This window comes from Acidobacteriota bacterium (genome assembly GCA_016195325.1).
In the GTDB taxonomy this organism is placed as follows: domain Bacteria; phylum Acidobacteriota; class Polarisedimenticolia; order JACPZX01; family JACPZX01; genus JACPZX01.
Map to the genome: position 1 here is coordinate 61,465 of JACPZX010000114.1, position 24,174 is coordinate 85,638.

Below are 24,174 nucleotides of genomic sequence, written 5' to 3' on the forward strand. Positions count from 1 at the left end.
CCCGAGGCGGCGAAGAGGGTGGCCATATTAGGACAGAGGGGCGCGGTCTGGTAATCTGCGCGCCCGCCCGATGGGCGCCCGGGCCCGCCGGCGTCTCGAAGGAGGCTCCGCGTGGGTGATTTCGACGGCACCGAGCTGACCCTCGCGGATCTCACGGGGCGCGCGGCGCAGGCCGCCGGCGGGCGGATCGCGATCCTGAGCGCGGGATCGAGCCAGACGTACGCCTCGCTCCACGACTCCGCCCGCCGCGCCGGCTCGGGGTTGACCGGACTCGGACTCGGCCCTGGTGATCGGGTCGCCGTCCTGCTTCCCAACTGCCTCGAGTACCTCCACGCGTTCTACGCGATCCCGATGGCAGGATGCATCGTGGTGCCGATCAGCTCCTTCCTCGCCGCTCCCGAAGTCGTGACCGTCCTTCAGGATTCGAGGGCGCGGTGCCTCGTCACCACGCCGCGGCGCCTCGCGACTCTCCTCGCGCAGGCCGGCGCGCTCGCCGACCTCCCGACCGCCGTCCTCGTGGACGTCGAGCCCGGAGCGCGGGCCGAGGTCCCGGGATCGATGCGCGTCGTCGACTGGAAGGATCTCACGGCCGCCGAGGGCGCCGGCTCGGCCCCGGGAAGGCCGCGGCCCGGCGATGTGGCCGTCCTCACGTACACGTCGGGGACCACGGGAAGGATGAAGGGGGTCATGCTCTCGCACGCCAACCTCCTCGCGAACGCCCGGTCGTGCCTGGAGGCCGTCAGGCTCCGTGAGGGGGATCGGCTGCTGCTCTTCCTTCCGATGTTCCATTCCCTGACTCAGCTCGTCTGCCTCGTGCTGCCGGTGATGGCGCGGCTCAGCATCGTCCTCCTTCCCGGCGTCGATCGCGCCGCGATCGGCGTGGCGGTCCGGCGGCACCGTCCGACGATCTTCCTCGGGGTGCCGGCCATCTACGCGGCGATGGCCGAGCGGCCCCCCGGGCTCCTCGCGCGCTGGCTCAATCCCGTGCGGCTGTACATCTGCGGGGGCGCCCCGCTCCCGAGCCAGGTGCTCGGCCGGTTCGAGAGCGCGTGGCGACGGCCCCTGTGCGAGGGGTACGGGCTCTCCGAAGCCTCGCCGGTCGTCTGCTTCAATCCGGTCGATGGCGTCCGCAAGGCCGGCTCCGTAGGGTTGCCGTTGCCGGGGGTGGAGGTGCGCATCGCAGCCGAGATCGGTGGATGGGCCGCGAGCGGGGAGATCGGGGAGATCGTCGTCCGCGGGACCAACGTGATGCAGGGATATCACGAACGGCCGGAGGAGACGGCCGCGGCGCTGAAGGACGGCTGGCTCCACACCGGAGACCTCGGGCGCCTCGATGACGAGGGGTATCTCTTCATCGTCGGGCGCCGCAAGGAGATGCTGATCTACCGCGGGATGAACGTGTACCCGAGGGAGATCGAAGAGGTCCTCTGCGCGCACGAGGCGGTCGCCGAGGCCGCCGTCGTCGGGCTGGACGACGCGCAGCGGGGCGAGGTCCCGCATGCCGCGGTCGTGCTTCGGCCCGGAGCCGCGGTCGACGAGCGCGCGCTTCGGGCGCACTGCGGAGCGCATCTCGCCCGCTACAAGGTCCCGCGGTCGATCCGGATCGTCCGAGATCTGCCCAGGAACTCGACGGGGAAGGTGATGAAGGATCGAGTGCGCGAGGCGTTCGCGAAGGATCTGCCGGGAGATCACCCCTCCGGAGGGAGCTGATCTCCGTCGTGCCGGAGCCGATCCTCCGCGGCGCGGCGGAAGAGGAATCCTTTGAGCTGGGACGCCTTGCGATACCAGTCCTCGGCCTGCGCCCGCCGGGCGTCCCCGTCCATGGCCGAGCCGAGCCGTATCATCGCCCACCCCTGGAGCACTCTCGGAAGCTTCGTGGGCGACTCGAGCGCGCTCGTGAGCGCGGCGACCGCCTCCCCCCTCCGGCCGGCCGTCTGGTAGGCGCGGCCAAGGTGGTAGCGCAGGACGGGATCGTTCGGATCCCGGTTCACCGCGGCGGCGAGGGATTCGATGGCCTCCGCCGGGGCGCCGGCGTGGAGACGCTGGAGTCCGGCCGCGATCGCCACCGGGGCCGGGGCGGGAGCGGTCACGCGCGCCGGGGCCTCCTGGTGGCCGTCCATCTCCACGGTCTTCGCGCCGCCCAGGAGCAGGGGCTCCCCGAGATCCATCCGGAGTCGCTCCGAGAGAGAGCGGACGGAGTCCGCGACGCCTTCCGGCTGGTCCTCTCCGGCTGCGAGCAGCGGCGCGAGCTCGTCCGCCGCCGCGCGGGGCTCGTACTGGTAGTAGAGCGCGAGCGCGAGGCGGACGCGCGCGAGCGCCGGGACGGCGGGTGTCACCGCCGGCTCCGTACGCGACATCTCGAGACACTCCCGCGACGCCGCCTCGGCGGCTCCGAGCCGCCCGAGCGCGAACTGCAGTCTCCCGTCCACGGCGGCGAGCAGCGGGGATCTCGGCTCGACGGCACGGGCGAGCCTCAGGTGATCGAGCGCGATCCGCATGTCGTCCTCTTCCTCGTCCGCGTAGATGTGCGTGAGGAGCAGGCTCGCCTCGACGCGGAAGTACCTGCCGTTGAGCTCCGCGTCGCGGAGGGCGGCGAGCCCCTCCTCGACGTCGCCCCGCGGAATGCGGAAGAAGACGCCGAGCGCGCGCACGAGCCAGGGCATCCGCGCGGCGAAGTACTTGTAGGCGCCCATCGCGAAGCCGGCGTCGGCGGCCCCGGGGTTCTCGGCGAGGGCGGCCTCGAGATGCCGGTACCCGCGCCGCGCCGCGGAGGCGGCCGAAAGATGGCGGCCCGCGAAGGCCCGGCTCTGCGCGGAGAGCACCAGGGCCGTGCCGGCGAGAATTCTCCCCCGCTGAGCGTCGGGGCCGTCGAGGAGCGCCTCTCCCCGCGCGATCGAGTCCTGGAGCCTCTCGTCGAACCGCTTCTGGGCCTCGATGTCCTTCGGGCGATCGAGCAGCCTCCACCACGAGACGAAGGCCTCGAAGAACGGGCCCTCCGGGTCCAGAGGGCGTCCCGACGAGATGACGGCGAAGGCCGCCGACGCGGCGTCGAAGCGCCCCTGATGGAGGAGCGAGATGCCCGCGAGAGCCTCGGGAGACGGCTCGACGGGGCCGGCCGCCGCCTCCGTGAGCCCGATGGAGGCCCAGAGCATCCCCGCGGCGGCCGCGAACCTCAGAGGGAATGGGAACTTACCGCTCGACATCGCATCTCCGGCTCATGGAAGGGAAGCACTGTGGACCGTCCCGGCGCACCTCACTATATTGGCGATTGTTCCATATCGTCGCCACCGGGAGCGGAATGCCGAAGACACCGACAATCGATCCGGCACCGACGGCCTCGGCGCGAGCCCTCGAGGAGGGGATGAAGGGGCACTTCACCAGCCACTACCTGGCCGAGACGCTGCGCGACATCTTTCTCCAGGAGCGCAGCGGTGCCCTGACGCTCGAGTCGTCGGCCGGGCCGAGGTGCGTCGTCCGCTTCGATCGAGGCATGCTGGCCAACGCCGAATCGCCGGCCGGAGCGCCGACCCTCGCCGCCGCGCTCCGCGACGAGGGGATCGTCAGCGCGGAGATCCTCCTCGCGATGGTCCCCGATTGCACGACCGCGCACGACCTCGCGACCGCCCTTCTCGCGAACGGCAGCGTGGCCCGGGAGGGCCTCGCCACGGGAATTCGCGGGCTCATCCGGCGCGCCCTCTCCGAGGCGTTCGGATGGCAGGGGGGGCGCTACGTCTTCGCGGACGAGAAGCCGGCGGAGACGCTCCTGACGCCGGACGTCCTATTCACCTTCGAGTCGATCCTCCAGGGCGTCGCGAACATCAGCAACTTCGATCCTCTGCGGGAGGTCCTCCTCGCGATGCCGGGGCGTCTCAGGATGAACGAAAACCTCTTCCTGCCGGTCCACCGCCTCGCGCTGAAGCCCCACCACGGGTTCGTCCTCAGCCGGATCGACGGCTCGATGACGATGGCGGAGCTGGCGCAGGTGGTTCCCGCGGACAGCGTCGACGATGCCCTCAAGTTCACCTACGGCCTGGTGGTGTTCGGCGTCGTCGTCTTCAATCCGCCGCTCGCCGGGAGCCCTTTCAGCCTCCGGGAGATCATCCCCGGCCACCACGAGGCGCGGGCGCGGGCCCAGAAGGAGGAGATCCTGATCAAGGACGCCCTGGCCCACATGAGCGGGCAGCCGGCGTCCGAGATCCTCGGGGTTCCGCCCGACGCGGCCACGAAGCTGCTGCGGACGGCGTACGCCGATCGCCTGGCCACCTTCCGGCGCGAGCGGTTCGCCGAGACGATCCGCGAGGCGTACAAGAAGGAGCTCGACCACATCGAGGCCCGCATCACCGAGGCCTTCTTCAGCATGGAGCTCGCCGCGCTCGAGCGCGAGCAGAGGGCGACGCGCAGCGGCCCCGGAGTGCAGACGGTCGTCTCCGAGGGAGATCTGAACCGCCGGAAGGAGTTCTACAAGACCGAAGCCCAGGAGGTGCAGGAGCAGAACACGAAGCTCGCGGAGAAGTACTTCGTGAAGGCGCGCGAGTACTCCCGGGAGGGCGATTTCTACAACTGCATCCAGTTCTGCCGCCTCGCGATCAAGTTCAACTCCGAGTCGGCGTTGCCCTACCAGCTCATGGCGGAGGCTCTCGCCCGGAACCCGGACCGCAGGTGGCAGCGGCAGGCGGAGGAGGCCTACGCGCGCGCGACCGAGCTCGAGCCGTTCAACGCGGAGCTCTTCGTCGCCCTCGGCAACTTCTACAGGGACCAGGGGCTCGACTCCCGGGCCCGCAAGATGTACGAGAAGGCCCTGGAAATCCTTCCCTCTCACGTCGTTGCAGCGAAGGCCCTCAAGGGCCTGAAGCACTGACGGCGCCCCTTCCGCTCGGGAATCCTCCCCGAATCGCCGTTCTTTTGACTCGCGCGGGCACGGTGGTATACTCTCGCGTCTTTTCAGGAGGATGGCGTGATCATCCACGCCACGGAGCTCGATCCCAACGGGGTCCAGGTGAATCTCCCCGTCGCCGCAACGAGCCTCCCCGTAGGCCCGGGCGAGAACATCCTCGTACATGGCGCGGTGTTGCGCGGCCGGGCCCTTCCCAAGGCGGGAGGGGTTTCGCTGATCGGCACGCTGTCGGGTAAGGTGGAGGTTCCGTGCGCGCGGTGCCTGAAGAGCTTCGAGATCGCCGTTGCGCGCGAGTTCGACCTGTTCTACGCGCTGAGCCCGGTGAAGGGGAAGGAAGTCCACATACCCGATGACGCGCTCGACTACGAGTTTCTGCACGACGGGGACGCGATCGACCTCCAGCTGGTGGCGGTGGAGCAGATCTACCTCGAGATCCCGATGAAGCCGCTCTGCTCGTCCGAGTGCCGGGGGCTGTGCCGGAATTGCGGGATCAACCTGAACGAGAGCGCGTGCGCCTGTCACGACGCCGCCACGAACTTCTGACATCGACCAGGAGGACACCCCGCTTCCGCGCACGGGGGCGCGACGGGTGAGGGGAGAGGGCCCCTGGGGCCCTCCGAGGAGTCCAGATGCCCAATCCAAAACGACGTCACTCGAGCACCCGGCGCGACAAGCGGAGGACGCACGACTCGCTGACCGCGCCGTCGCTCTCGCAGTGCACGCACTGCCACGAACCCAAGATGCCGCACAGGGTGTGCCCGCACTGCGGATACTACAAGGGGCGCGCGGTCATCGAGGTCGAGCGCGTCTGATCGATGCCAGCGCGCATCGCGGTTGACGCGATGGGCGGGGACAACGCGCCCCGCGCCGTCGTCGAAGGCTCTCTCGCGGCCGCCCGCGAGTGGGGCCATCGCATCCTGCTCGTCGGACGAGAGGACGCGATCCGCGCCGAGATGGAGCGGCTGAAGGTCCGGGACGGCGAGATGGAGATCGTGCACGCCCCCGAGACGATCGAGATGCACGAGCCGCCCGTCCTCGCGCTTCGCAGGAAGAAGCACTCCTCGATCCGCGTCGGAGCCCACCTGGTCCGCGAGGGTCGCGCCGACGGATTCGTGAGCGCGGGAAACACCGGCGCGGTCATGGCCTGCGCGAAGGTCTCGCTGGGCACCATCCAGGGGATCGATCGTCCCGCGGTCACCGCGGTCCTGCCGAACCTCAGGGGACGATCGGTCTGGCTGGACGTCGGGGCCAACGTCGACTGCCGGCCCGAGCACATCCGCCAGTTCGCCGTGATGGGCTCCATCTACGCGCGCGAGATCCTCCACGTCGCCAGCCCGCGCGTCGGCCTCCTCAGCATCGGCGAGGAGGACACGAAGGGGAACGACCTGACGAAGGAGGTCTTCAAGGAGCTTCGCGGGGCCAGCCTCAATTTCATCGGCAACGTCGAGGGGCGCGACATCTTCAACGGAAACTGCGACGTCATCGTCTGCGACGGGTTCACGGGCAACGTTTCGCTGAAGGCCATCGAGAGCGTCTCGGAGATGATCCTCGTCTTCCTCAAGCAGGAGCTGAAGAGCTCGCTCCTGGCGCGCGCGGGCCTGGCGCTCGCGCGGCCGGCGCTGAAGCGGTTCAAGAAGACGGTGGACTACGCCGAGTACGGCGGCTTCCCCCTCCTCGGCGTGAAGGGAGCGGTCATCATCGGGCACGGCCGTTCGTCGCCGAAGGCGATCAAGAACGCGGTGCGCGCGTGCGCCGAGGCGGCCGCGAGCGGCGTGAACGATCGCATCCACGACGTGATCGCCTCGGACCCCTCGCTCAAGCGCGTCGTCGAGAGGGTCGGCACGTGAAGACGCTCTCCGCGGTGATCCGGGGGACCGGTTCCTCGCTTCCGGAGAAGGTCGTCACGAACTTCGACCTCGAGAAGCTCGTCGAGACATCCGACGAGTGGATCGCGACGCGCACGGGAATCCGCGAGCGGCGCGTCGCGCGGGAAGGCGAGACGATGTCGCAGTTCGCCGTCCAGGCGAGCGTGCGCGCCCTCGAGATGGCGAACACTCCGGCCGCGGCCATCGATCTCGTCATCTGCGCGACCGTCACCCCGGACATGCCGATCCCGTCCACGGCGTGCATCATCCAGCACCGGCTCGGGGCGACGAAGGCGGCAGCGTTCGACCTCTCGGCGGGCTGCTCGGGGTTCACCTACGCCCTGTCGATCGCGAACCAGTTCATCCGGTCGGGCACCTATCGCCACGTCCTCGTGATCGGCGCCGAGCTCCTGACCAAGTATCTCGACTGGAGCGATCGCACCACGTGCATCCTCTTCGCCGACGGGGCCGGCGCGGTCGTCCTCTCGGGCGAGGAGACGGAGGGGCGCGGGATCGTCGCCACGGCCATTCACGCGGACGGCTCGATGGCCGACTACATCACGCTCCCCGGGGGGGGCACGCTCCACCCTCCGACGGCCGAGAGCGTGAAGTCCGGCCTGCACTTCATCCGGATGAAGGGGAACGAGACGTTCAAGCTCGCCGTGCGATCGATCGAGGAGGTCTGCCGCGAGGTGCTCGCCGCGGCGGGAGTGGCCCCGTCGGAGGTCGACCTCTTCGTCCCGCACCAGGCCAACACCCGCATCATCGACGCCGTGGGGAGCCGCCTCGGGGTGCCCAAGGAAAAGGTGTTCCTCAACATCGAGCGGATGGGGAACACGTCGTCCGCGTCCATCCCCATCGCGCTCGACGAGGCGAACCGGAAGAATCTCATCCGCCCGGGGGACCGGGTCCTCTTCGCGGCCTTCGGCGCCGGCCTCACGTGGGGCGCCGCGCTCGTCCGCTGGTAGGAGCCCCAGGATGCCGGCCGGATCCCCCGCTTTCCTCTTCCCCGGACAGGGGTCGCAGTCGGTCGGCATGGGCCGAGCCCTCGTGTCGATCCACCCGCTCGCCGCGGAGATCTTCAGGAGCGCCGACGCCGTCCTCGGATACCGGCTCTCGCGGATTTGCTTCGAAGGGCCGGAGACCGAGCTCCAGCTGACCGCGAACGCCCAGCCCGCGATCCTCACGCTCAGCGTCGCGGCGGCCCGGGTTCTCGCGGAGCGCGGCGTGAAGCCGGCCATCGTTCTCGGGCACTCGCTCGGCGAGTACTCGGCGCTCGTCGTGGCCGGCGCCGTGAGCTTCGAGGACGCCGTCCTCGCGGTGCACCGGCGCGGGGTCTACATGCAGGAGGCGGTGCCGGTGGGTGAGGGGGCGATGGCGGCCCTCCTCGGCATCGAGGCCGCCGCGGCGGAGGAGATCTGCGACGCGGCCCGGGCCGAGGGGCTGGGGGTCGTCTCCGTGGCGAACGACAACGCGCCGGGGCAGATCGTGATCGCGGGCGGCACCGCCGCCGTCGAGCGGGCCATCGTCCTCGCGAAGGACCGCGGCGCGAGGCGGGCCATGCGGCTCCCGGTGAGCGCCCCGTTCCACTGCGAGCTCATGGCCCCCGCGCGCGACCGGCTGGCGGCCGACCTCGAGAAGCTCGCGTTCCGGGATCTCGCGATCCCGCTCGTCACGAACGTCGACGCCGCGCCGATCGGCACGGGCGCGGAGGCTCGCGCCTCGCTCGTCCGCCAGGTGACGGGTCGCGTGAGGTGGACCGAATCCATCCGGCGGCTTCGCGCCATGGGGGCGGATCGGGCGATCGAGTGCGGCCCGGGTCAGGTGCTCGCGGGCCTCGTGAAGCGGATCGACCCTCAGATCCGGATCGCATCGTGCGGCGATCCGGAGACGCTGGACGCCGCGGCGACGTTCGCCACCGGAAGCTGACCCGAGGAGACGATGATGACCGACGGGCCCCTCGCAGGAAAGGTGACGCTCGTGACCGGCGCGAGCCGGGGGATCGGCCGATCCATCGCCCTCGCCGCCGCCGCGGCCGGATCGGATGTCGCCCTGGTCGCCCGGGATCGCGCCCGCCTCGCCGAGGTCGGGGGCGAAATCAGGGCGCTCGGCGTGCGCGCGCACGAGTGCGAGTCCGATCTCGCCCTCCCCGGCGCGGCGGAGCGGGCGGTCGAATCGTGCGCCGGCGCGCTGGGCGGCGTCCACCACCTCGTCGCCAACGCCGGGGTCACGCACGATCAGCTCCTGATGCGCCTCAAGCCGGCCGACTGGGATCACGTGATCGCGACGAACCTCACCGCCTCGTTCGGCCTCTGCCGCGCGGCGATCGCGGGGATGGTCAAGGGGCGGTACGGACGCATCGTGCTCATCTCGTCGATCTCCGGCCTGATGGGGAATCCCGGGCAGAGCGCGTACGCGGCGAGCAAGGCCGGCCTCGTCGGCCTCGGCCGCTCGCTCGCGCGCGAGGTCGGCTCGCGCTCGATCACCGTCAACGTCGTCGCGCCCGGGCTCATCGACACGGACATGGTGCGGGCGATGCCCGAGAAGGCGCGCGAGGCGCTGATGTCGAATATTCCGCTCGGCCGCCTCGGCGCTCCGGAGGACGTCGCCGCCGCCGTCGTGTATCTTCTGGGCCCCGGCGGAGCCTACGTGACGGGGACGATTCTCAACGTTTCCGGTGGCCTGTACATGTAGCATGACGGCCGGCGCCGCTGTGCTAGACTGCCGCTCCCTTCACGCCAAAGGCGCCCACGGGCGGGACGGTTCATCGGCCCCGTGGCCTCACCCAGAGACTCAGAGCAGGCACCGAAATCAGGGAGGAGTTGGATGAACATCGAAGAGAAGGTGAAGAGCATCATCGTCGAGCAGCTCGGCGTCGAGGAGGATGAGGTCACGCCGGCCGCATCTTTCGCCGAGGATCTCGGCGCCGATTCGCTGGACCAGGTCGAGCTCGTCATGGCCCTCGAGGAGGAGTTCAACCTGGAGATCAGCGACGAGGAGGCGGAGAAGATCAAGACCGTGCAGGACGCCGTCTCCTACATCCAATCCCACAAGTAGAGCGACTGCGAAGCCCCTGGAGTCTCATCTTTGCAGCGCAGAGTCGTCGTCACGGGAATCGGGCTCGTCAGCCCGCTGGGCGTCGGGACGGAGGAGAACTGGAAGAACCTCCTCGCCGGGCGCAGCGGCATCGGCCCCATCACGCGCTTCGACGCCGCGGACTACGCGACCCGCATCGCGGGTGAAGTGAAGGGGTTCGATCCGGCGGCGTTCATTCCGAAGAAAGACGTCAAGAAGATGGACGTCTTCATCCAGTACGCCCTCGCGGCGGCCCAGTTCGCGCTCGAGGACGCGAAGCTGACGATCGCGCCCGAGGAGGCGGATCGGGTCGGCGTCTACATCGGGTCGGGAATCGGCGGCCTCCCCTCGATCGAGAGCCAGCACCGGGAGCTGCTCGAAGGCGGCCCCCGAAAGATTTCGCCCTTCTTCATCGTCGGCCTCATCGTCAACCTGGCGAGCGGGCAGGTTTCCATCCGCTTCGGCGCGAAGGGGCCGAACCTCGCCAACTCCACCGCCTGCGCCACGGGCACGCACGCCGTCGGCGACTCGTTCCGGATGATCGCGCGCGGGGACGCGGACGCGATGATCTGCGGCGGCGCGGAGGGGGTGATCACCCCCCTCGCCGTGGGCGGGTTCTGCGCGATGCGCGCCCTCTCCACCCGGAACGACGACCCCGAGAGGGCCTCGCGCCCGTTCGACAGGGATCGCGACGGCTTCGTGATGGGCGAGGGGGCGGGAATCGTCCTCCTCGAGGAGCTCGAGCGCGCCGGCCGGCGGGGGGCGCCGATCTACGCCGAGGTCGTGGGTTACGGGGTGTCGGCCGACGCCTTCCACGTCGCCGCCCCCTCGGCCGACGGCGACGGGCCGTGGCGCGTGATGCGCAACGCCGCCCGCGACGCAGGGATCGAGCCGTCCGAGATCGACTACATCAACGCCCACGGCACCTCGACCCCCGAGGGAGATCGCGTCGAGACGCTCGCGATCAAGAGGCTGTTCGGGGAGGCGGCGGGGAAGGTGGCCATCTCGTCGACGAAGTCGATGACGGGGCATCTCCTCGGCGCGGCGGGCGGGATCGAGACGGGGATCACCGCCCTCGCCGTGAAGCACGGGATCATGCCGCCCACGATCAATCTCACGAACCGCGATCCCGAGCTCGACCTCGACTACGTGCCGAACGAGGCGCGGCGGCGCGACATTCGATACGCCCTCAACAACTCCTTCGGATTCGGCGGCACCAACGCCTGCCTGCTGCTCGCGAAGCACGGCGCCCATGAGGCGCGGACGGGAGAGCGCTCGTGAAGATTGCCGTGACGATCAAGGCGGTGCCGGACACCGAGACCAAGATCGTCGTCGCCCCCGGCGGGCGCGCCATCGACGAGTCGAACGTCACCTTCGTCGTCAATCCGTACGACGAGTACGCCCTCGAGGAGGCGCTCCGGATCCGGGAGGCGCAGGGGGCCGGGGAGGTGATCGTCGTCACGGTCGGCCCCGATCGATCGGCCCAGGCGCTCCGCACCTGCCTCGCGGCCGGCGCCGACTCGGCCGTTCACGTGAAGGACGCGGCGGCCGACGCGACGGACGCCCTCGGCATCGCGAAGATCCTCGCGGCCGTGATGAAGTCGCTGAGCCCCGACCTGATTCTCGCCGGCAAGTACGCCATCGGCGGCGATCACCAGCTCGTGCCGGCGATGCTGGCCGAGCTCCTCGAGATCCCCCACGTCGCGGTCGTGACGAAGCTGCAGATCTCGGGAAAGCAGGCGACGGCGGAGCGGGAGATCGAGGGGGCGGTCGAGGTGGTCGAGACGAGCCTCCCCTGCGTCGTCACGGCGCAGAAGGGCCTCAACGAGCCCCGCTACGCGAGCCTGAAGGGAATCATGGCCGCGAAGAAGAAGCCGATCGCGGAGAAATCCCTCGCCGCGCTCGGGCTCGACGCGGCGGCGGTCGCGCCGAAGATCGTCTGGGAGAAGCTCGAGCTTCCGGCGAAGAAGGGGGCGGGAAAGATTCTGAAGGGCGAGGACGACGCCGCGGGCGCCGCGCGCGAGCTCGTGCGGCTCCTCCACGACGAGGCCAAGGTCATCTGAACCCGACACGAAGGGAAGAGAATTCATGGCGACGGTGCTGGTCTTCGCGGAGAGCCGGGACGGCAAGCTGAAGAAGGTGGCCTTCGAGTGCCTCGGCGAGGGACGCCGGATCGCGCAGGCGTCGGGGGGGACCGTCGCGGCCGTCGTCGTCGGAGCGAACGCTTCCGCGCTCGCGGCCGAGCTCTGCGCCCGCGGCGCGGACGTCGTCTGCACCGTCTCCGATCCCCGGCTCGCCCTCTACGCGCCGATGGCGTACGCGCGCGCCCTGCGTGAGGCCGCCGTCGCGGTCGCCGCCGACATCGTCCTCATCCCGGCGTCCGCGATGGGGAAGGATCTCGCCGCCCGTCTCGCCGCGCGGCTGGACACGGCGGTCGCCGCGGACTGCGTCGCGATCTCGGAGGCGGGGGGGCGCGTGACGGCCGTCCGGCCCGTCTACTCGGGCAAGGCGATGGCCACCGTCTCGTTCCAGAACGCCAAGCCCGCGGTCGTCACGCTGCGCCCGAACGTCTTCGCGCCGGCGGGGGGCTCCCCCGGCAAGGGGGAGGTGAGGGCTCTCCAGGTCTCGTTCGGCGACGGCGATTTCGCCGCCCGCACGACGTCGGTCAAGCTTCCCGAGGGGGCCGAGGTGGACGTGGCCGAGGCCGACATCGTCGTCTCGGGCGGTCGCGCCATGAAGGGGCCGGAGAACTTCTCGTACATCAGGGATCTGGCCGGGGCGCTGGGCGGGTCGGTGGGCGCGTCCCGCGCGGCCGTGGACGCCGGCTGGATCGATCACTCCCACCAGGTCGGGCAGACGGGGAAGGTCGTCTCGCCGAAGCTCTACGTCGCCTGCGGGATCTCCGGCGCGATCCAGCACCTCGCCGGGATGTCGTCGTCGAAGGTGATCGTCGCGATCAACAAGGACCCCGAGGCCCCCATCTTCAAGATCGCCGACTACGGCATCGTCGGCGATCTCTACGCCCTGCTCCCGCTCCTCGTCCAGGAGATCCGGAAGCTCAAGGCCTCCTGATCAGACCTCGTCGAAGAAGTACGGCTTCAGGCACTGGATCTTCTCCTCGTAGCTCTTCGGGTACATGAACCAGAGCGCCGAGGCCACCGACGAGAGGATCGGGTTCCCGTCCTGCGGCGTGAAGCAGAACCCGATCACCTCGTGACCCTCCTTCACCGCGATCGTGTCGACGCAGACGACCGTCTGGCTCAGGATGCGGCCGTAGTGCCCGTAGTCGCGCCCGAACGAGAAGATGGAGTTCGCGGACGACTTGTGGGTCAGAGCCACTCGATCGTTCGCGCGGAACCGCTCGACGATCTGCTTGACGGTCACGGCGCGCTTCACCCGGATGCTGAACCAGATGCAGTGCATGTACTGGGTGTTGACCTTGATCGCGGACGAGTACAGGTCGGGGAGGTCGTATCCCATCGTGTTGAAGAGGTGCCAGGCGTCGCGCGCGTGGTGCGTCCCGAACTTCTCGTCCTTGTGCTTCCCGACCTGGGGGGACGGGCAGAACGATCCGTCCTGCGAGAGGTCGTTCGCGCGCCGGATGCAGAGGAAGCGGCCGCCGACGAGGTTCTCGATGCCCCCGTCGGCCAGGGCGACGTTGTCGATGAGCACCGAGAGGTTGTGCGTGTTGCACGAGACGACCTGGAGGAACTGGTCCTCACCCTGTCGAAGAGCCTTGTCGTTGATGCCGCGCGCGTAGGGCTTGCCGAACCCGAACTCCGAACCCTGGGCGATGAAGCCGAGGGTCGTCTTCCGGTGGCGCTCGTACAGCTCGGCCTTGTTCTGGTTGCCCACCGGCGTGCAGTCGATGACGACGCTGGCCCGGCCGAGGGCCTCCTGCGCCTCGAACGTCGGCTCGATGCCGATCTCCTTGAAACCCTCCCGGGCGTCCTCGTCGACCGCCAGCCGCGCGCCCCGCTTCTGGAGCTCCTTGACCTTGGAGCGATCCGTCTTGAGGGGGGTGCGCTTGTGGAACGTGACCTCGTCGATGCCCAGCGGCTCCTTCAGGGTGGTCAGGACGCCGATGAGCGGCTCTCCGATGGTGCCGGTCCCTACGACGTGGACGATCTTCTTCTCGTTCATGTGAGAGGGCCTCGATGGGGATTGTGGCGGGAAGGAGGGCAATCTATCGCCCCGAATGTGCGGGTGTCAATGGAGTTACCCTTCCCCGGACCCCCGCGCCGGCGGCGCCTTGACACCCCGGGAGAGCGGCCCGTAGACTCTCGACTCCGCGGCCCGCGCGAGGTGACGGAAACTCTTTCGAACCCGCGGGAAGCGGCCTCAGGAGGCCGTCCATGAGCTCCGCGGCGACCCACCCCACCATCCGCGTCCGGGACCTGCTCACCGGCGACGCGTCGCACCTGCGCCTCGAGTGCATCGCGGGGAAGATCGGCCTCGACAAGGAGATCACCGTCGCCCGGATCCAGAAGCCGGGCCTCGCCCTCGCCGGGTTCATCGAGTACATCCACGCCGGGCGCGTCCAGATCCTGGGCCAGAGCGAGATCACGTTCCTCATGGGGCTCGACGGCGCGCGCCGCCGCGAGATCCTCGACGCCGTCTGCGCCTGCGGCGTCACCTGCTTCGTCATCACGAAGGCCCTCGATCCTCCGCCGGAGCTGTTCGAGGCGGCGGACCGCTTCGAGATCCCGCTGCTGAAGACCGCCGAGGTCTCCTCGGCGACGATCGACAACCTGACCGACTACCTCGAGGAGACGCTGGCCCCGAGGGTCACGATCCACGGGGTCTTTCTCGACGTCTACGGCGTCGGCACGCTCCTTCTGGGCGAGAGCGGCGTGGGGAAGAGCGAGTGCGCGCTCGACCTCGTCGTGCGCGGCCACCGCCTGGTCTCGGACGACGTCGTCGAGATCCGCCGGCGCGCGGGGGTGCTGAACGGGCACGGCCCGTCCCTGACGCAGTACCACATGGAGCTGCGCGGCCTCGGCATCATCAACATCAAGGACCTCTTCGGCGTCGCCGCGGTCCGCGAGCGGAAGGACCTCGAGATGGTCATCAGGCTCGATCCCTGGCAGGAGGGGAAGGAGTACGAGCGCCTGGGCCTCGACGAGAAGCACTACGAGATCCTCGGAGCGCGGGTCCCCTACATCGAGATGCCCGTCGCCCCGGGGCGCTACCTCTCGGTGCTCATCGAGGTCGCGGCCCGCAACCATCTTCTCCGCGCGCAGGGATACGTCCCCTCCCGGGATCTGGCCGATCGGCTGGATCGCGAGATCGCGCGCGGATCCCGGCGGAGCTCCGGGCGGTGAGCCTGGCGCGCTTCGTCGTCATCACCGGCCTCTCGGGGGCCGGCAAGAGCCTCACCGCGAACTGCTTCGAGGACATGGGGTACTACTGCGTCGACAATCTCCCGATCAAGCTGATGCCCGTCTTCTGCGATCTGGTCTCGAGGTCGGCGCAGGGGATGTCGAAGGTCGCGATGGTCGTCGACATCCGCGAGGGGGCCTTCCTCCGCGACTTCCCGGAGATCGTCGCGCAGCTCCGCGCCGAGGAGCGCGAGGTCTTCATCCTCTTCCTCGACTCGGCCGACGACGTGCTGCTCCGCCGGTTCAGCGAGACGCGCCGCCCGCATCCCCTGTCGCAGAGCGGCTCGCTCGAGGAGGGGATACGGCGCGAGCGCGAGGCGCTCCAGCCCGTGAGGGATCGCGCCGACAAGATCATCGACACCAGCAAGTTCAACGTCCACGAGCTCCGGGCGTACCTCTTCGACTTCTTCGAGGCGAGCCGGAGGGACGCGCTGCTCGTCTCGATGGTCTCGTTCGGCTACAAGTTCGGGCTGCCCCTCGACGCCGACATCGTGCTGGACGTCCGGTTCCTCCCGAACCCGCACTTCCAGGAGGCGCTCCGGGGGATGTCGGGGCTCGACGCCGAGGTGGCCGCGTTCCTCGACGCCTCGGAGGTGTATCGTCAGTACTACGTGAAGATCTACTCGCTGATGGAGTTCCTGATGCCGCACTTCGTCGCGGAGGGGAAGTCCTACGTGACGCTCGCCATCGGATGCACGGGAGGCCGGCACCGGTCCGTGGCGATCGCGCAGCGGCTCGGGGACGATCTCGGGCGCGCGGGATACCGCGTGCGGACCGTCCACAGGGACATCGCGAAAGGATGAGGGGGCCTTCGTGATTGGTGCGCTCGTCGTGACGCATGGAGATCTCGCCCGGGAGCTGGTCCGGGCGGCGAACCGGATCCTGGGGCCGATCGAGAAGCTGGAGTCGGTTCCCATCGGATGGGACGAGGACGTGGACGCGGCGCGGCGGCAGATCCAGGACGCCGTGGCGCGCGTCCGCGGGGACGACGGCGTGCTGATCATGACCGACATGTTCGGCGGCACGCCCGCGAATCTGAGCCTGTCGTTCCTCGAGAAGGACCAGGTCGAGATCATCACCGGCGTGAACCTGCCGATGCTGATCCGTTTCTGCAAGCTCCGCGCGGAGCCGTGCCGCCTCTCCGAGGCGGCCGAGGGGGTGTGGGCGGGGGCGCGGGAGCACATCCGCATCGCCACCGCGTCGCTCAAGCCGCGCGACGAGGGACACCCCGGCTCCCTCGAGCCGAGGCGGCACGAGGCCCGATGACCGAGAAGGAGATCGTCATCAGCAACAGGCTCGGCCTTCACGCGCGCGCCGCCGCGAAGTTCGTCCAGGCGGCGTCGAGGTTTCGCGCGCGCATCAACCTGTCGCGCGACGGTCAGAACGTCGACGGGAAATCGATTCTCGGGATCCTGATGCTCGCCGCCGCGCAGGGGAGCCGCCTGATGCTCCGGGCGGACGGGCCGGACGAGTCGGAGGCCGTGGGTGCGCTCGCCGCGCTCGTCGACGGCAAGTTTGGAGAGGGACAGTGACGGAGAGGGCGTACCTCAAGGGAATCTGCGCGAGCCCGGGCATCGCGCTCGGGAAGGCCGTGGTCCTCGAGACCCAGGGCCCGGCGGTCTTCCGCGTGCCGATCCGCGACGCCGACGTGGAGCGCGAGGTCGCGCGCTTCCGCTCGGCCGTGGCCGAGGCCGGGGGGCAGCTCGAGAAGCTCCAGGCGAAGTTCGCCAAGGAGCACCGGGAGACGGCGGGGAAGATCTTCGAGGCCCAGATCCTCATGGTGCGTGACGAGACGCTCCTCGGCAGCACGGAGGAGCGGATCCGCCGTGAGAAGATCAACGCCGAGTGGGCGCTCCACGAGGAGACCGCCCGGTTGACGTCGTCGTTCGCGGACCTCGAGGATCGCGAGCGCTGGGTCGACAACATCGAGGACGTCCAGGATCGCCTCCAGAAGGTCCTCCTCGGGCAATCCGATCACCACAACCTCTCGGAGATGTCCGAGGACGTCATCGTCATCTCGACGAGGCTCTCCCCGTCGGAGACCGCCCTCCTCAAGTCGCGCCGCGTCATCGCCTTCGCCACCGACAAGGGAGGGCAGACCTCCCACACGGCGATCATCGCCAAGGCGCTCGCGATCCCGGCCGTCGTCGGCCTCCACGATCTCAGCCGCCGCGTGCAGTCCGGAGATCTCGTCGTCGTCGACGGATCGAAGGGCGAGGTCATCGTCAACCCCGGGGTCGCCGAGAAGAACGCCTACCTCGGGCTCCGCTCCGACTACATCAAGGGGGAGGAGCAGAGGCTCAGGCACTCCCGCGAGGCCGCCTCCGTCACCCTCGACGGGTGCGAGGTGCTCCTCAACGCCAACATCGAGCTCCCCGAGCAGCTCTCGGTCGCCCTGCGCCACGGCGCGCGCGGCATCGGGCTGTACCGCTCCGAGTTCCTCTTCCTGAACCGCTCCCCCCAGCTCCCGAGCGAGGAGGAGCACTACCAGGTCTACAGGGCGCTCGCGGAGGGGTGCGCGCCCGAGGTCGCGACGATCCGCACCCTCGATCTCGGCGGGGAGAAGTACTTCCACTCGGTCCTCGACAAGGACGAGAACAACCCCGTCCTCGGCATGCGCGCGATCCGCTTCTGCCTCATGCGCCGCGACATCTTCAAGACGCAGCTCCGCGGCATCCTCAGGGCCAGCCGCCACGGGAAGATCCGCGTCATGTTCCCGCTGATCTCCGGGGTGGAGGAGCTCCGGCAGGCGAAGGAGGTCCTCGACGAGGCGCGCGAGGAGCTCGCGAGAGAGGGAGTCGCCTTCGACCCCGCCATCCCGGTGGGGATCATGATCGAGGTGCCGTCGGCCGCCGCCGTCGCCGATCTCCTCGCGCGGGAGGCCGACTTCTTCAGCATTGGCACGAACGATCTCATCCAGTACACCCTCGCGATCGATCGCAGCAACGAATCGGTCTCCTATCTCTACCGGCCGCTCCATCCCGCGATCCTGCGAACCATCCGCTTCACCCTCGAGGCCGCCGCCGGGGCCGGCATCCCGGTCTCGATGTGCGGCGAGATGGCGGCCGATCCGATCGCCGTGCCGATCCTCCTGGGTCTCGGGCTCCGGGAGTTCTCGATGGACGCCGTCTCGATCCCCATCGTGAAGGCGGCCGTGAGGAGCCTCAGCCTGAAGGACGCGCGCGCGATGGTCGGCGAGATCATGACCCTCGCGACGGCGAGGGACGTCGAGGCGTACGCGTCGTCGCTGATCGAGCCGAAGCTCCGCGCGGCGGTCGAGGCGGCGACCGGCATGCGCGCCGGCTGAGCGCGCGGGAGAAGCATCGTGACGCGAGTCGAGAAGCCCTGGGGACACGAGCTGATCTGGGCCCGCACGAAGGACTACGTGGGCAAGGTCCTCTTCATCCGCAAGGGGCAGAAGCTGTCGTTGCAGTACCACAACGTCAAAGAGGAGACGATTCTCGTCCACTCGGGCTCGATGATCTTCACGACCGAGGAGGGGGGGCGGCTCGTCGAGAAGCCCCTGGGGCCCGGGGAGTCGTACCACATCCCTCCCGGAACGAAGCACCGGATGGAGGCGACCGAGGACTGCACCGTCTTCGAGGTCTCGACGCCGCACCTCGACGACGTCGTCCGGCTGGAAGATGCCTATGGCCGCGTGCCATCATGAGGCCCTGAGAGCGGCTCACGCTCCGCCGAGAGGTGATGGATGGAAGCGAAGAAGGCCCATGGTCCCCCGCCTCAAGCGCCTCCGCCGCGTTCGTCTCCCGATCGACGCTTCCTCAAGATCGGCGAGGTCTGCGAGCTGACGGATACGCAGCCGTACGTGCTGCGCTTCTGGGAGTCGGAGTTTCCGCAGCTCGCCCCGCGGAAGAACCGCGCGGGGCAGCGCATCTACGTGCAGCACGACGTCGACCTGGTGCTGCGGATCAAGAGGCTCCTGTACGACGAGGAGTTCACGATCCCGGGGGCGCGGAAGAGGCTCGAGGAGGAGGGGTTCACGGCGGGGGAGAAGGCCGTCGAGGCTCGCGCGAAGCCGGCGCCCGCCGTCGCGAAGGCCGAACGCGGACTCGTCGAGACGGTCCGCGCGCTGCGGAAGGAGCTGCGCTCGGTGAGGGATCTACTCACGCGCAAGTGACGCGCGGGTTTCCTTGACCCTGTTTCCGGCAGGGTGATAGAGTCGCCGGCGATCTTCCTCCCATCGGTCCGAGCGCACGCGGTTTCTCCACGCGACTCGCCGATGCCCGGGTCGGGACGTGGCGCAGCCTGGTAGCGCACTAGACTGGGGGTCTAGGGGTCGGAGGTTCGAATCCTCTCGTCCCGACCAAGTGTTCCCGCCCTCAGATCGCGTCGACCGCCCAGATCGTGAGCTGGAAGTCGTTCCGGCTTCTGAGGCCCCTCACCTCGACGAGGCTCACCGGGACGTAATAGGTCCCACAGTCCGACGCCAGGTACGCGCACTGGTCGGGGAGCCGATCCACCTTCGTCATCTCGCTCGCGCACACCAAAGTGCCGGCGCCGTCGTAGACGTAGAGATCCGCGTCCCCTCGCAAAGTCGTCAGGACCGACACGTGCGACATCGTGTTCTCGACGACGACGTAGCCGCTCTTGCCGCGCTCGATCGTCCCCTCGACGGTGCCGTAGATCCCCGCGATGCACTGGCCCACCGACTCGATGTGGACCGTCGCCGTGACGCCGCTCCAGTTCACGAGAAGGCGCCCCGAGCCGTCGACCGCGCGAAGGAGCTTCGAGCGATCGAGCTTCGAGACCGAGCGCCGGCTCGCCGAGGTCATCTTGAGGGCGCCCTGACTCCTCTCGACCGCGCGAAGCCCGAAGTGGAACGCCTCGAAGTGATCGAGCCCGACATCTCCGGCAGGGTCGTTGATCGTGATCCGCGCGCGCACGCGCCCCGAGGCGTCCTCGAAGTCCGCGCGCGCCTCGCCGGCGAGCGCCGAGCCGGACGGAGCGAACAGAACGAGCGCCAATCCAAGCGTCGTCATCACGCGCATGCGGAAGCTCCTTCGTCGTCGCGCAGGGACACCGGGCTCCATGTACGGCCGGATCCGGGAGCGCACCATCGAAAACGATCGCCTCTCCGTTCGCTCACCGATTGAACGATCGCCCGCGCCCGTGCGGTGTATCCTGTGCGCCGATGAAGATCCTCGTGACGAACGACGACGGCGTGCACGCCGCCGGCCTCGCGGCCCTCGCCGAGGCGCTGCGCCCCCTGGGGGAGGTCACGACGGTCGCCCCCGCGAGCGAGATGAGCGCGACGTCGCACGCCCTCACGCTGACGAGGCCGCTCCGGGCGACGCGCCTCGCCGAGAGAACGTGGGCCGTGGACGGCACCCCCACCGACTGCGTCTACCTCGCGATCTATCAGCTCGTCGGCCGCGACATCGATCTCGTCGTGAGCGGCATCAACTGGGGGATCAACCTCGGCGACGACATCACGTACTCCGGGACCGTGGCCGCGGCGCTCGAGGGGACGCTTCTGAGGTGTCCGAGCTTCGCGATCTCGCAGGAGCGATCGCAGCCGATGCACTACGAGCGCGCCGCCGAGTTCGCCGCGACGCTCGCGCGAAGGATCCTCGACGAGGGGCTCCCTCCCGACGTCTATTTGAACGTCAACGTCCCGGCCCGCAAGATCCGGGGGGTGGTCCTGGCGCGGCAGGGGAAGCGCATCTACCACGACGGCGTCTCGAAGGAGGAGGACGGCGACGGGACGACGCTCTACCGGATCGGGGGATACCCCGAGTGGGATCTCCAGCCCGGGAGCGACATCACCGCCTTCCGCGAGGGGAACATCACGATCACGCCGCTCCGCATCGACCTCACCGACGAGGCCGCGATCGCGGGGGTCTCGGGGTGGAAGCTGCCCGTTCCGGGCGGCGACGCCCCCGCCGTCGAGGACGTGACGCCGACCCCCGGGCGCCGGCGATGACCTTCGGCTCCCCGGACGACTCCGGGCTCTACGAGATCCGCCGGGGGAAGATGGTCGATCGCCAGATCATCCCGCGCGGTGTCCGCGAGCCGCTGGTCCTCGAGGCGATGCGCGAGATCCCGCGCGAGATCTTCGTCGAGGAAGCCCTTCGCGGCCGCGCGTACGCCGACAGCGCGCTCCCGATCGGCTACGGCCAGACGATCTCCCAGCCCTACATCGCGGCGCGCATGACGGAGCTCCTCGCTCCGCTGCGCACCGACGTCGTGCTCGAGGTCGGGGGAGGCACGGGGTACCAGACCGCGCTCCTCGCGCGCATGGTGAAGCGGGTGGTCTCGCTCGAGCGCATCCCCGAGCTCGCCGAGCGCGCGATCAGCAATCTTCGCTGGCTCGGCTTCGACAACGTCGAGATCCGCGTGGGAGATGGCTCCGTCGGGTGGGCCGACCGGGGGCCCTTCGACGGCATCCTCGTGGCGGCGGCGGCCCCGGCGACGCCCCCCTCGCTGATCGCGCAGTTGAGGGTCGGCGGGCGGCTCGTCGTCCCGGTGGGGGACGCCCGCAACCAGGTGCTGACGTGCGTCACGCGCTCGGCGTCCGGGTACGTCGAGAGGCGCGACGAGCCGTGCGCCTTCGTTCCGCTGATCGGCGAGGAGGGGTGGCCGGAGGAGCCTCAGGCGCCTTGACTCTCCCCGGGGCATCCGGTAGCTTCCGATTCTTGGCGGCCGATCCATCCCGGCGCCGTCAAGGGTCCCGGGTCGGGACGTAGCGCAGCCTGGTAGCGCACCTGCTTCGGGAGCAGGGGGCCGGAGGTTCAAATCCTCTCGTCCCGACCAATTCCGGCACTCCCGTCGCGTTGCCTTGCCCGTGGCCATGTGCCATGTTGACACGCAGTCTTTCGGGTGCCGCGAATGTCCTCCATCAAGGTCCTGCTCGTCGACGACGTGCGACTGTTCATCGAGTTCGAGCGTCCGTTCTTCGAGCGGGCGGGATGCTCGATCCTCACCGCAACGGCCGGTGACGAGGCGCTCCGGATCGTCAACGAAGAGAAGCCGCACATCGTCCTCCTCGACTACGAGATGCCGGGCATGAACGGCGACGCCGTCTGCCGGCGCATCAAGGAGAACGAGGCGACGAAGCACATCCCGGTGCTGATCGTCACCGCCAACCGCAGCCGGGAGGTCCAGGAGCGCTGCCTGAAGGCGGGGTGCACCGATTTCGTGACGAAGCCGGTGAGCGGCCGCGAGCTCCTCGACAAGGTCGTCAAGATCCTCCAGATCCCGTACCGGGTGCATCTGCGCACGCGCGTCAGCATGGACGTCTCCCTCGGGCTCGGCGCCGATTCCGTCTCCCTCTCCGGATACTCGGAGGACATCAGCGAGGGGGGGATCTACGTCGAGACGCTCGACCCGGTCGAGACCGGCGCGTCGGTGCGCGTCACCTTCAGCCTGCCGGGCGAGAAGACCCCGATCGTCGTCGACTCGCAAGTCGTGCGCGTCGCGCGCCTCAAGGACAGCGGCCGGTACGGCGTCGGATTGAGGTTCGTCGCGCCGGAGGCCGGGCTCGTCGATCGGGTCAGGCGATTCGTGATTCAGGAGGTCGGGCGATGAGATCGCGCGATGCCGTGACGGGGATTCTGGTCGTGGCCCTCGGCTGCGCCGCCTTGGCGGTGAGCTTCGCGCGCCAGGAGGGGGGGAGCGGCGCGCAGCCCGCCGAGCCCGATCCGAACTCACCCGACGGCCAATCGGTCGAGCCGCCGAAGATCCTCCCTCCGTCGGCTTACGCGGAAGGGGAGAGGCCCCCCGCGAAGACGAAGCTCTACGACGCCAGGCCGGCGAAAGTCTGGGCGGCGATCCAGGCGGCGCTCGCCGCCGCGGAGGTTCCCGTCGAGAGCGCGGATGAGGCGGCGGGCGCCGTCAAGACCAGGCTCATCCTGTTCCAGTCCGCCCGGTTCTACGACGTCGCGATGCCGCCGCCGAGGTTCACGCGCGAGCGGCCCGTCTACCAGATCATCCACCTCAACCAGGGGTGGTTCTCGATCGATGTCCAGGTGGAGAAGGCGAAGGGGGGGACGAGCGTGAGCGTGCGCGCCTACATCGAGGAGAACGCGCACGATCTCCTCAACGCCCGCAAGCTGCGCGCGGAGCGGTACTCGAACGGGAAGATCGAGGACTATTTCTTCGCCCGGTTCGACGACGCCCTGAAGTGATCGCCCGGAGATTCCGCATCGTGGGGACGGTCCAGGGGGTCGGCTATCGCATGTTCGCCGAGCGGGCCGCGGCGCGGCGCCGTGTCGATGGCTGGGTGCGAAACCTCCCGGACGGCAGCGTCGAGGTCCTCGCGGAAGGGGAGCCGGATGCCGTCGAGGAGTTCCGGCGCGATCTTTCGGCCGGTCCGCGCCACGCGGCGGTCGCCGCGATCACCGAGACCGTCGAGACGCCGGCCGGCACGTTTCGCGGATTCCGCGTGACGGACGGGGAGGAGTTCTGATGAATCTCGAGGAGCGGCTCAAGGGTATCATCCGGGACGTCCCGGACTTTCCGAAGAAGGGAATTCTCTTCAAGGACATCACGCCGCTCCTGGCCGATGCCGCGCTCTTCGACGCGACGATCGCCGGGCTCGCCGAGCCGCACGCCCTGGATGGCATCGACGCGGTGGCCGCGGTGGAGTCGCGGGGGTTCATCTTCGGGGCGTCGCTGGCGGGGCGCCTTCGCGCGGGGTTCGTCCCCATCCGCAAGCCGGGGAAGCTCCCTTACCGCACGGTCCGGCAGTCGTACGCGCTCGAGTACGGCACCGACACGCTGGAGATGCACGTGGACGCCGTGCGCCCGGGGTCGAAGGTGCTGATCGTCGACGATCTCCTCGCGACCGGCGGCACCGCCTCGGCGGCCGCGGCCCTGGTGCGGGGACAGGGTGGCCGAATCGTCGCCGTGACGTTCGTGGTGGAGCTGACGTTCCTGAAGGGGCGCGACCGGCTCGACGGGATTCCGGTCCGGAGCCTCGTCCGCTACTGACCGGCGC

At 69.3% G+C, this 24,174-nt stretch carries 28 protein-coding genes and 2 tRNA genes; 27 read left to right on the forward strand and 3 right to left on the reverse strand.

All coding sequences use genetic code 11. The features are described 5' to 3' along the window. The first annotated feature begins 111 nt into the window (after positions 1-111). Complete coding sequence (locus HY049_19045) at positions 112-1,710, forward strand: AMP-binding protein (protein MBI3450998.1); 1,599 nt, start codon at positions 112-114, stop codon at positions 1,708-1,710. Here HY049_19045 and HY049_19050 read toward each other — a convergent pair. Continuing rightward, positions 1,689-3,203, reverse strand: a complete 1,515-nt coding sequence (locus HY049_19050; GenBank protein MBI3450999.1) for a tetratricopeptide repeat protein — start codon at positions 3,201-3,203, stop codon at positions 1,689-1,691. The two genes, HY049_19045 and HY049_19050, sit on opposite strands and share 22 nt — an antisense overlap. Before the next feature lie 95 nt (positions 3,204-3,298). On the opposite strand from HY049_19050, the gene HY049_19055 reads away from it, so the two are divergent. The 11 genes from HY049_19055 (at position 3,299) to HY049_19105 (ending at position 12,906) form a co-directional block, all read left to right on the forward strand. After that, complete coding sequence (locus HY049_19055; GenBank protein ID MBI3451000.1) at positions 3,299-4,858, forward strand: tetratricopeptide repeat protein; 1,560 nt, start codon at positions 3,299-3,301, stop codon at positions 4,856-4,858. Positions 4,859-4,954: 96 nt separating this feature from the next. Continuing rightward, positions 4,955-5,437: a DUF177 domain-containing protein gene (locus HY049_19060; protein MBI3451001.1), complete on the forward strand. Its 483-nt coding sequence runs from the start codon at positions 4,955-4,957 to the stop codon at positions 5,435-5,437. An 86-nt stretch (positions 5,438-5,523) separates the two neighbouring features. Next, positions 5,524-5,706 carry a 50S ribosomal protein L32 gene (gene rpmF, locus HY049_19065; protein ID MBI3451002.1) on the forward strand — a complete coding sequence of 61 codons (183 nt, stop codon included), beginning with the start codon at positions 5,524-5,526 and terminating at the stop codon, positions 5,704-5,706. A gap of 3 nt (positions 5,707-5,709) precedes the next feature. Further along, complete coding sequence (gene plsX, locus HY049_19070) at positions 5,710-6,741, forward strand: phosphate acyltransferase PlsX (GenBank protein MBI3451003.1); 1,032 nt, start codon at positions 5,710-5,712, stop codon at positions 6,739-6,741. Then, positions 6,738-7,727 (forward strand): ketoacyl-ACP synthase III, encoded by a 990-nt coding sequence (locus HY049_19075; protein ID MBI3451004.1) that lies wholly within the window; start codon positions 6,738-6,740, stop codon positions 7,725-7,727. Before plsX ends, HY049_19075 begins: the two co-directional genes overlap by 4 nt. Before the next feature lie 10 nt (positions 7,728-7,737). After that, on the forward strand, positions 7,738-8,688 hold the full coding sequence (fabD, locus tag HY049_19080; protein ID MBI3451005.1) for an ACP S-malonyltransferase: 951 nt from the start codon (positions 7,738-7,740) through the stop codon (positions 8,686-8,688). 15 nt (positions 8,689-8,703) lie between these two features. After that, positions 8,704-9,453 carry a 3-oxoacyl-ACP reductase FabG gene (gene fabG, locus HY049_19085; GenBank protein ID MBI3451006.1) on the forward strand — a complete coding sequence of 250 codons (750 nt, stop codon included), beginning with the start codon at positions 8,704-8,706 and terminating at the stop codon, positions 9,451-9,453. 132 nt (positions 9,454-9,585) lie between these two features. Continuing rightward, complete coding sequence (gene acpP, locus HY049_19090) at positions 9,586-9,816, forward strand: acyl carrier protein (GenBank protein MBI3451007.1); 231 nt, start codon at positions 9,586-9,588, stop codon at positions 9,814-9,816. A 30-nt stretch (positions 9,817-9,846) separates the two neighbouring features. Next, positions 9,847-11,115, forward strand: coding sequence for a beta-ketoacyl-ACP synthase II (gene fabF, locus HY049_19095; GenBank protein ID MBI3451008.1), 1,269 nt, complete (start codon positions 9,847-9,849; stop codon positions 11,113-11,115). Continuing rightward, entirely contained in the window at positions 11,112-11,897 is a 786-nt protein-coding gene (locus tag HY049_19100) for an electron transfer flavoprotein subunit beta/FixA family protein (GenBank protein MBI3451009.1), read from the forward strand. The genes fabF and HY049_19100 overlap by 4 nt, the downstream gene beginning before the upstream one ends. 25 nt (positions 11,898-11,922) lie before the next feature. After that, on the forward strand, positions 11,923-12,906 hold the full coding sequence (locus tag HY049_19105) for an electron transfer flavoprotein subunit alpha/FixB family protein (GenBank protein MBI3451010.1): 984 nt from the start codon (positions 11,923-11,925) through the stop codon (positions 12,904-12,906). Here the strand turns inward: HY049_19105 and HY049_19110 are convergent, their stop codons facing one another. Further along, entirely contained in the window at positions 12,907-13,977 is a 1,071-nt protein-coding gene (locus HY049_19110; protein MBI3451011.1) for a hypothetical protein, read from the reverse strand. Between the two features lie 212 nt (positions 13,978-14,189). Here HY049_19110 and hprK point away from each other — a divergent pair, with 212 nt between their 5' ends. The 8 genes from hprK (at position 14,190) to HY049_19150 (ending at position 19,542) form a co-directional block, all read left to right on the forward strand. Then, positions 14,190-15,158, forward strand: coding sequence for an HPr(Ser) kinase/phosphatase (hprK, locus tag HY049_19115; GenBank protein MBI3451012.1), 969 nt, complete (start codon positions 14,190-14,192; stop codon positions 15,156-15,158). After that, positions 15,155-16,018, forward strand: coding sequence for an RNase adapter RapZ (rapZ, locus tag HY049_19120; protein ID MBI3451013.1), 864 nt, complete (start codon positions 15,155-15,157; stop codon positions 16,016-16,018). Before hprK ends, rapZ begins: the two co-directional genes overlap by 4 nt. A gap of 10 nt (positions 16,019-16,028) precedes the next feature. Continuing rightward, on the forward strand, positions 16,029-16,481 hold the full coding sequence (locus tag HY049_19125; protein MBI3451014.1) for a PTS sugar transporter subunit IIA: 453 nt from the start codon (positions 16,029-16,031) through the stop codon (positions 16,479-16,481). Then, positions 16,478-16,747 (forward strand): HPr family phosphocarrier protein, encoded by a 270-nt coding sequence (locus tag HY049_19130; protein ID MBI3451015.1) that lies wholly within the window; start codon positions 16,478-16,480, stop codon positions 16,745-16,747. The genes HY049_19125 and HY049_19130 overlap by 4 nt, the downstream gene beginning before the upstream one ends. Next, the gene (gene ptsP / locus HY049_19135) at positions 16,744-18,522 is read left to right on the forward strand and encodes a phosphoenolpyruvate--protein phosphotransferase (protein ID MBI3451016.1); all 1,779 of its coding nucleotides are present in this window, start codon (positions 16,744-16,746) and stop codon (positions 18,520-18,522) included. The genes HY049_19130 and ptsP overlap by 4 nt, the downstream gene beginning before the upstream one ends. 18 nt (positions 18,523-18,540) lie before the next feature. Next, the gene (locus HY049_19140) at positions 18,541-18,885 is read left to right on the forward strand and encodes a cupin domain-containing protein (protein MBI3451017.1); all 345 of its coding nucleotides are present in this window, start codon (positions 18,541-18,543) and stop codon (positions 18,883-18,885) included. Between the two features lie 39 nt (positions 18,886-18,924). Then, entirely contained in the window at positions 18,925-19,353 is a 429-nt protein-coding gene (locus tag HY049_19145) for a MerR family transcriptional regulator (GenBank protein MBI3451018.1), read from the forward strand. A 112-nt stretch (positions 19,354-19,465) separates the two neighbouring features. Then, positions 19,466-19,542: transfer RNA gene (locus HY049_19150), tRNA-Pro, on the forward strand. 13 nt (positions 19,543-19,555) lie between these two features. Here the strand turns inward: HY049_19150 and HY049_19155 are convergent. Further along, positions 19,556-20,224 carry a hypothetical protein gene (locus HY049_19155; protein ID MBI3451019.1) on the reverse strand — a complete coding sequence of 223 codons (669 nt, stop codon included), beginning with the start codon at positions 20,222-20,224 and terminating at the stop codon, positions 19,556-19,558. 143 nt (positions 20,225-20,367) lie between these two features. On the opposite strand from HY049_19155, the gene surE reads away from it, so the two are divergent. The 7 genes from surE to HY049_19190 all read left to right on the forward strand — a co-directional run bounded on the left by surE (position 20,368) and on the right by HY049_19190 (position 24,167). Beyond that, complete coding sequence (gene surE, locus HY049_19160) at positions 20,368-21,159, forward strand: 5'/3'-nucleotidase SurE (GenBank protein ID MBI3451020.1); 792 nt, start codon at positions 20,368-20,370, stop codon at positions 21,157-21,159. Then, positions 21,156-21,839 carry a protein-L-isoaspartate(D-aspartate) O-methyltransferase gene (locus HY049_19165; protein MBI3451021.1) on the forward strand — a complete coding sequence of 228 codons (684 nt, stop codon included), beginning with the start codon at positions 21,156-21,158 and terminating at the stop codon, positions 21,837-21,839. Before surE ends, HY049_19165 begins: the two co-directional genes overlap by 4 nt. Positions 21,840-21,912: 73 nt before the next feature. Further along, positions 21,913-21,989 (forward strand) — tRNA-Pro (locus HY049_19170). Positions 21,990-22,064: 75 nt separating this feature from the next. After that, on the forward strand, positions 22,065-22,763 hold the full coding sequence (locus HY049_19175; GenBank protein MBI3451022.1) for a response regulator: 699 nt from the start codon (positions 22,065-22,067) through the stop codon (positions 22,761-22,763). Beyond that, positions 22,760-23,362 (forward strand): hypothetical protein, encoded by a 603-nt coding sequence (locus tag HY049_19180; GenBank protein ID MBI3451023.1) that lies wholly within the window; start codon positions 22,760-22,762, stop codon positions 23,360-23,362. The genes HY049_19175 and HY049_19180 overlap by 4 nt, the downstream gene beginning before the upstream one ends. Further along, positions 23,359-23,643 (forward strand): acylphosphatase, encoded by a 285-nt coding sequence (locus HY049_19185; protein MBI3451024.1) that lies wholly within the window; start codon positions 23,359-23,361, stop codon positions 23,641-23,643. Before HY049_19180 ends, HY049_19185 begins: the two co-directional genes overlap by 4 nt. Next, a complete protein-coding gene (locus HY049_19190) occupies positions 23,643-24,167 on the forward strand; it encodes an adenine phosphoribosyltransferase (protein ID MBI3451025.1) in 525 nt (174 codons plus the stop codon). Before HY049_19185 ends, HY049_19190 begins: the two co-directional genes overlap by 1 nt. The last annotated feature ends 7 nt before the right edge of the window (positions 24,168-24,174 follow it).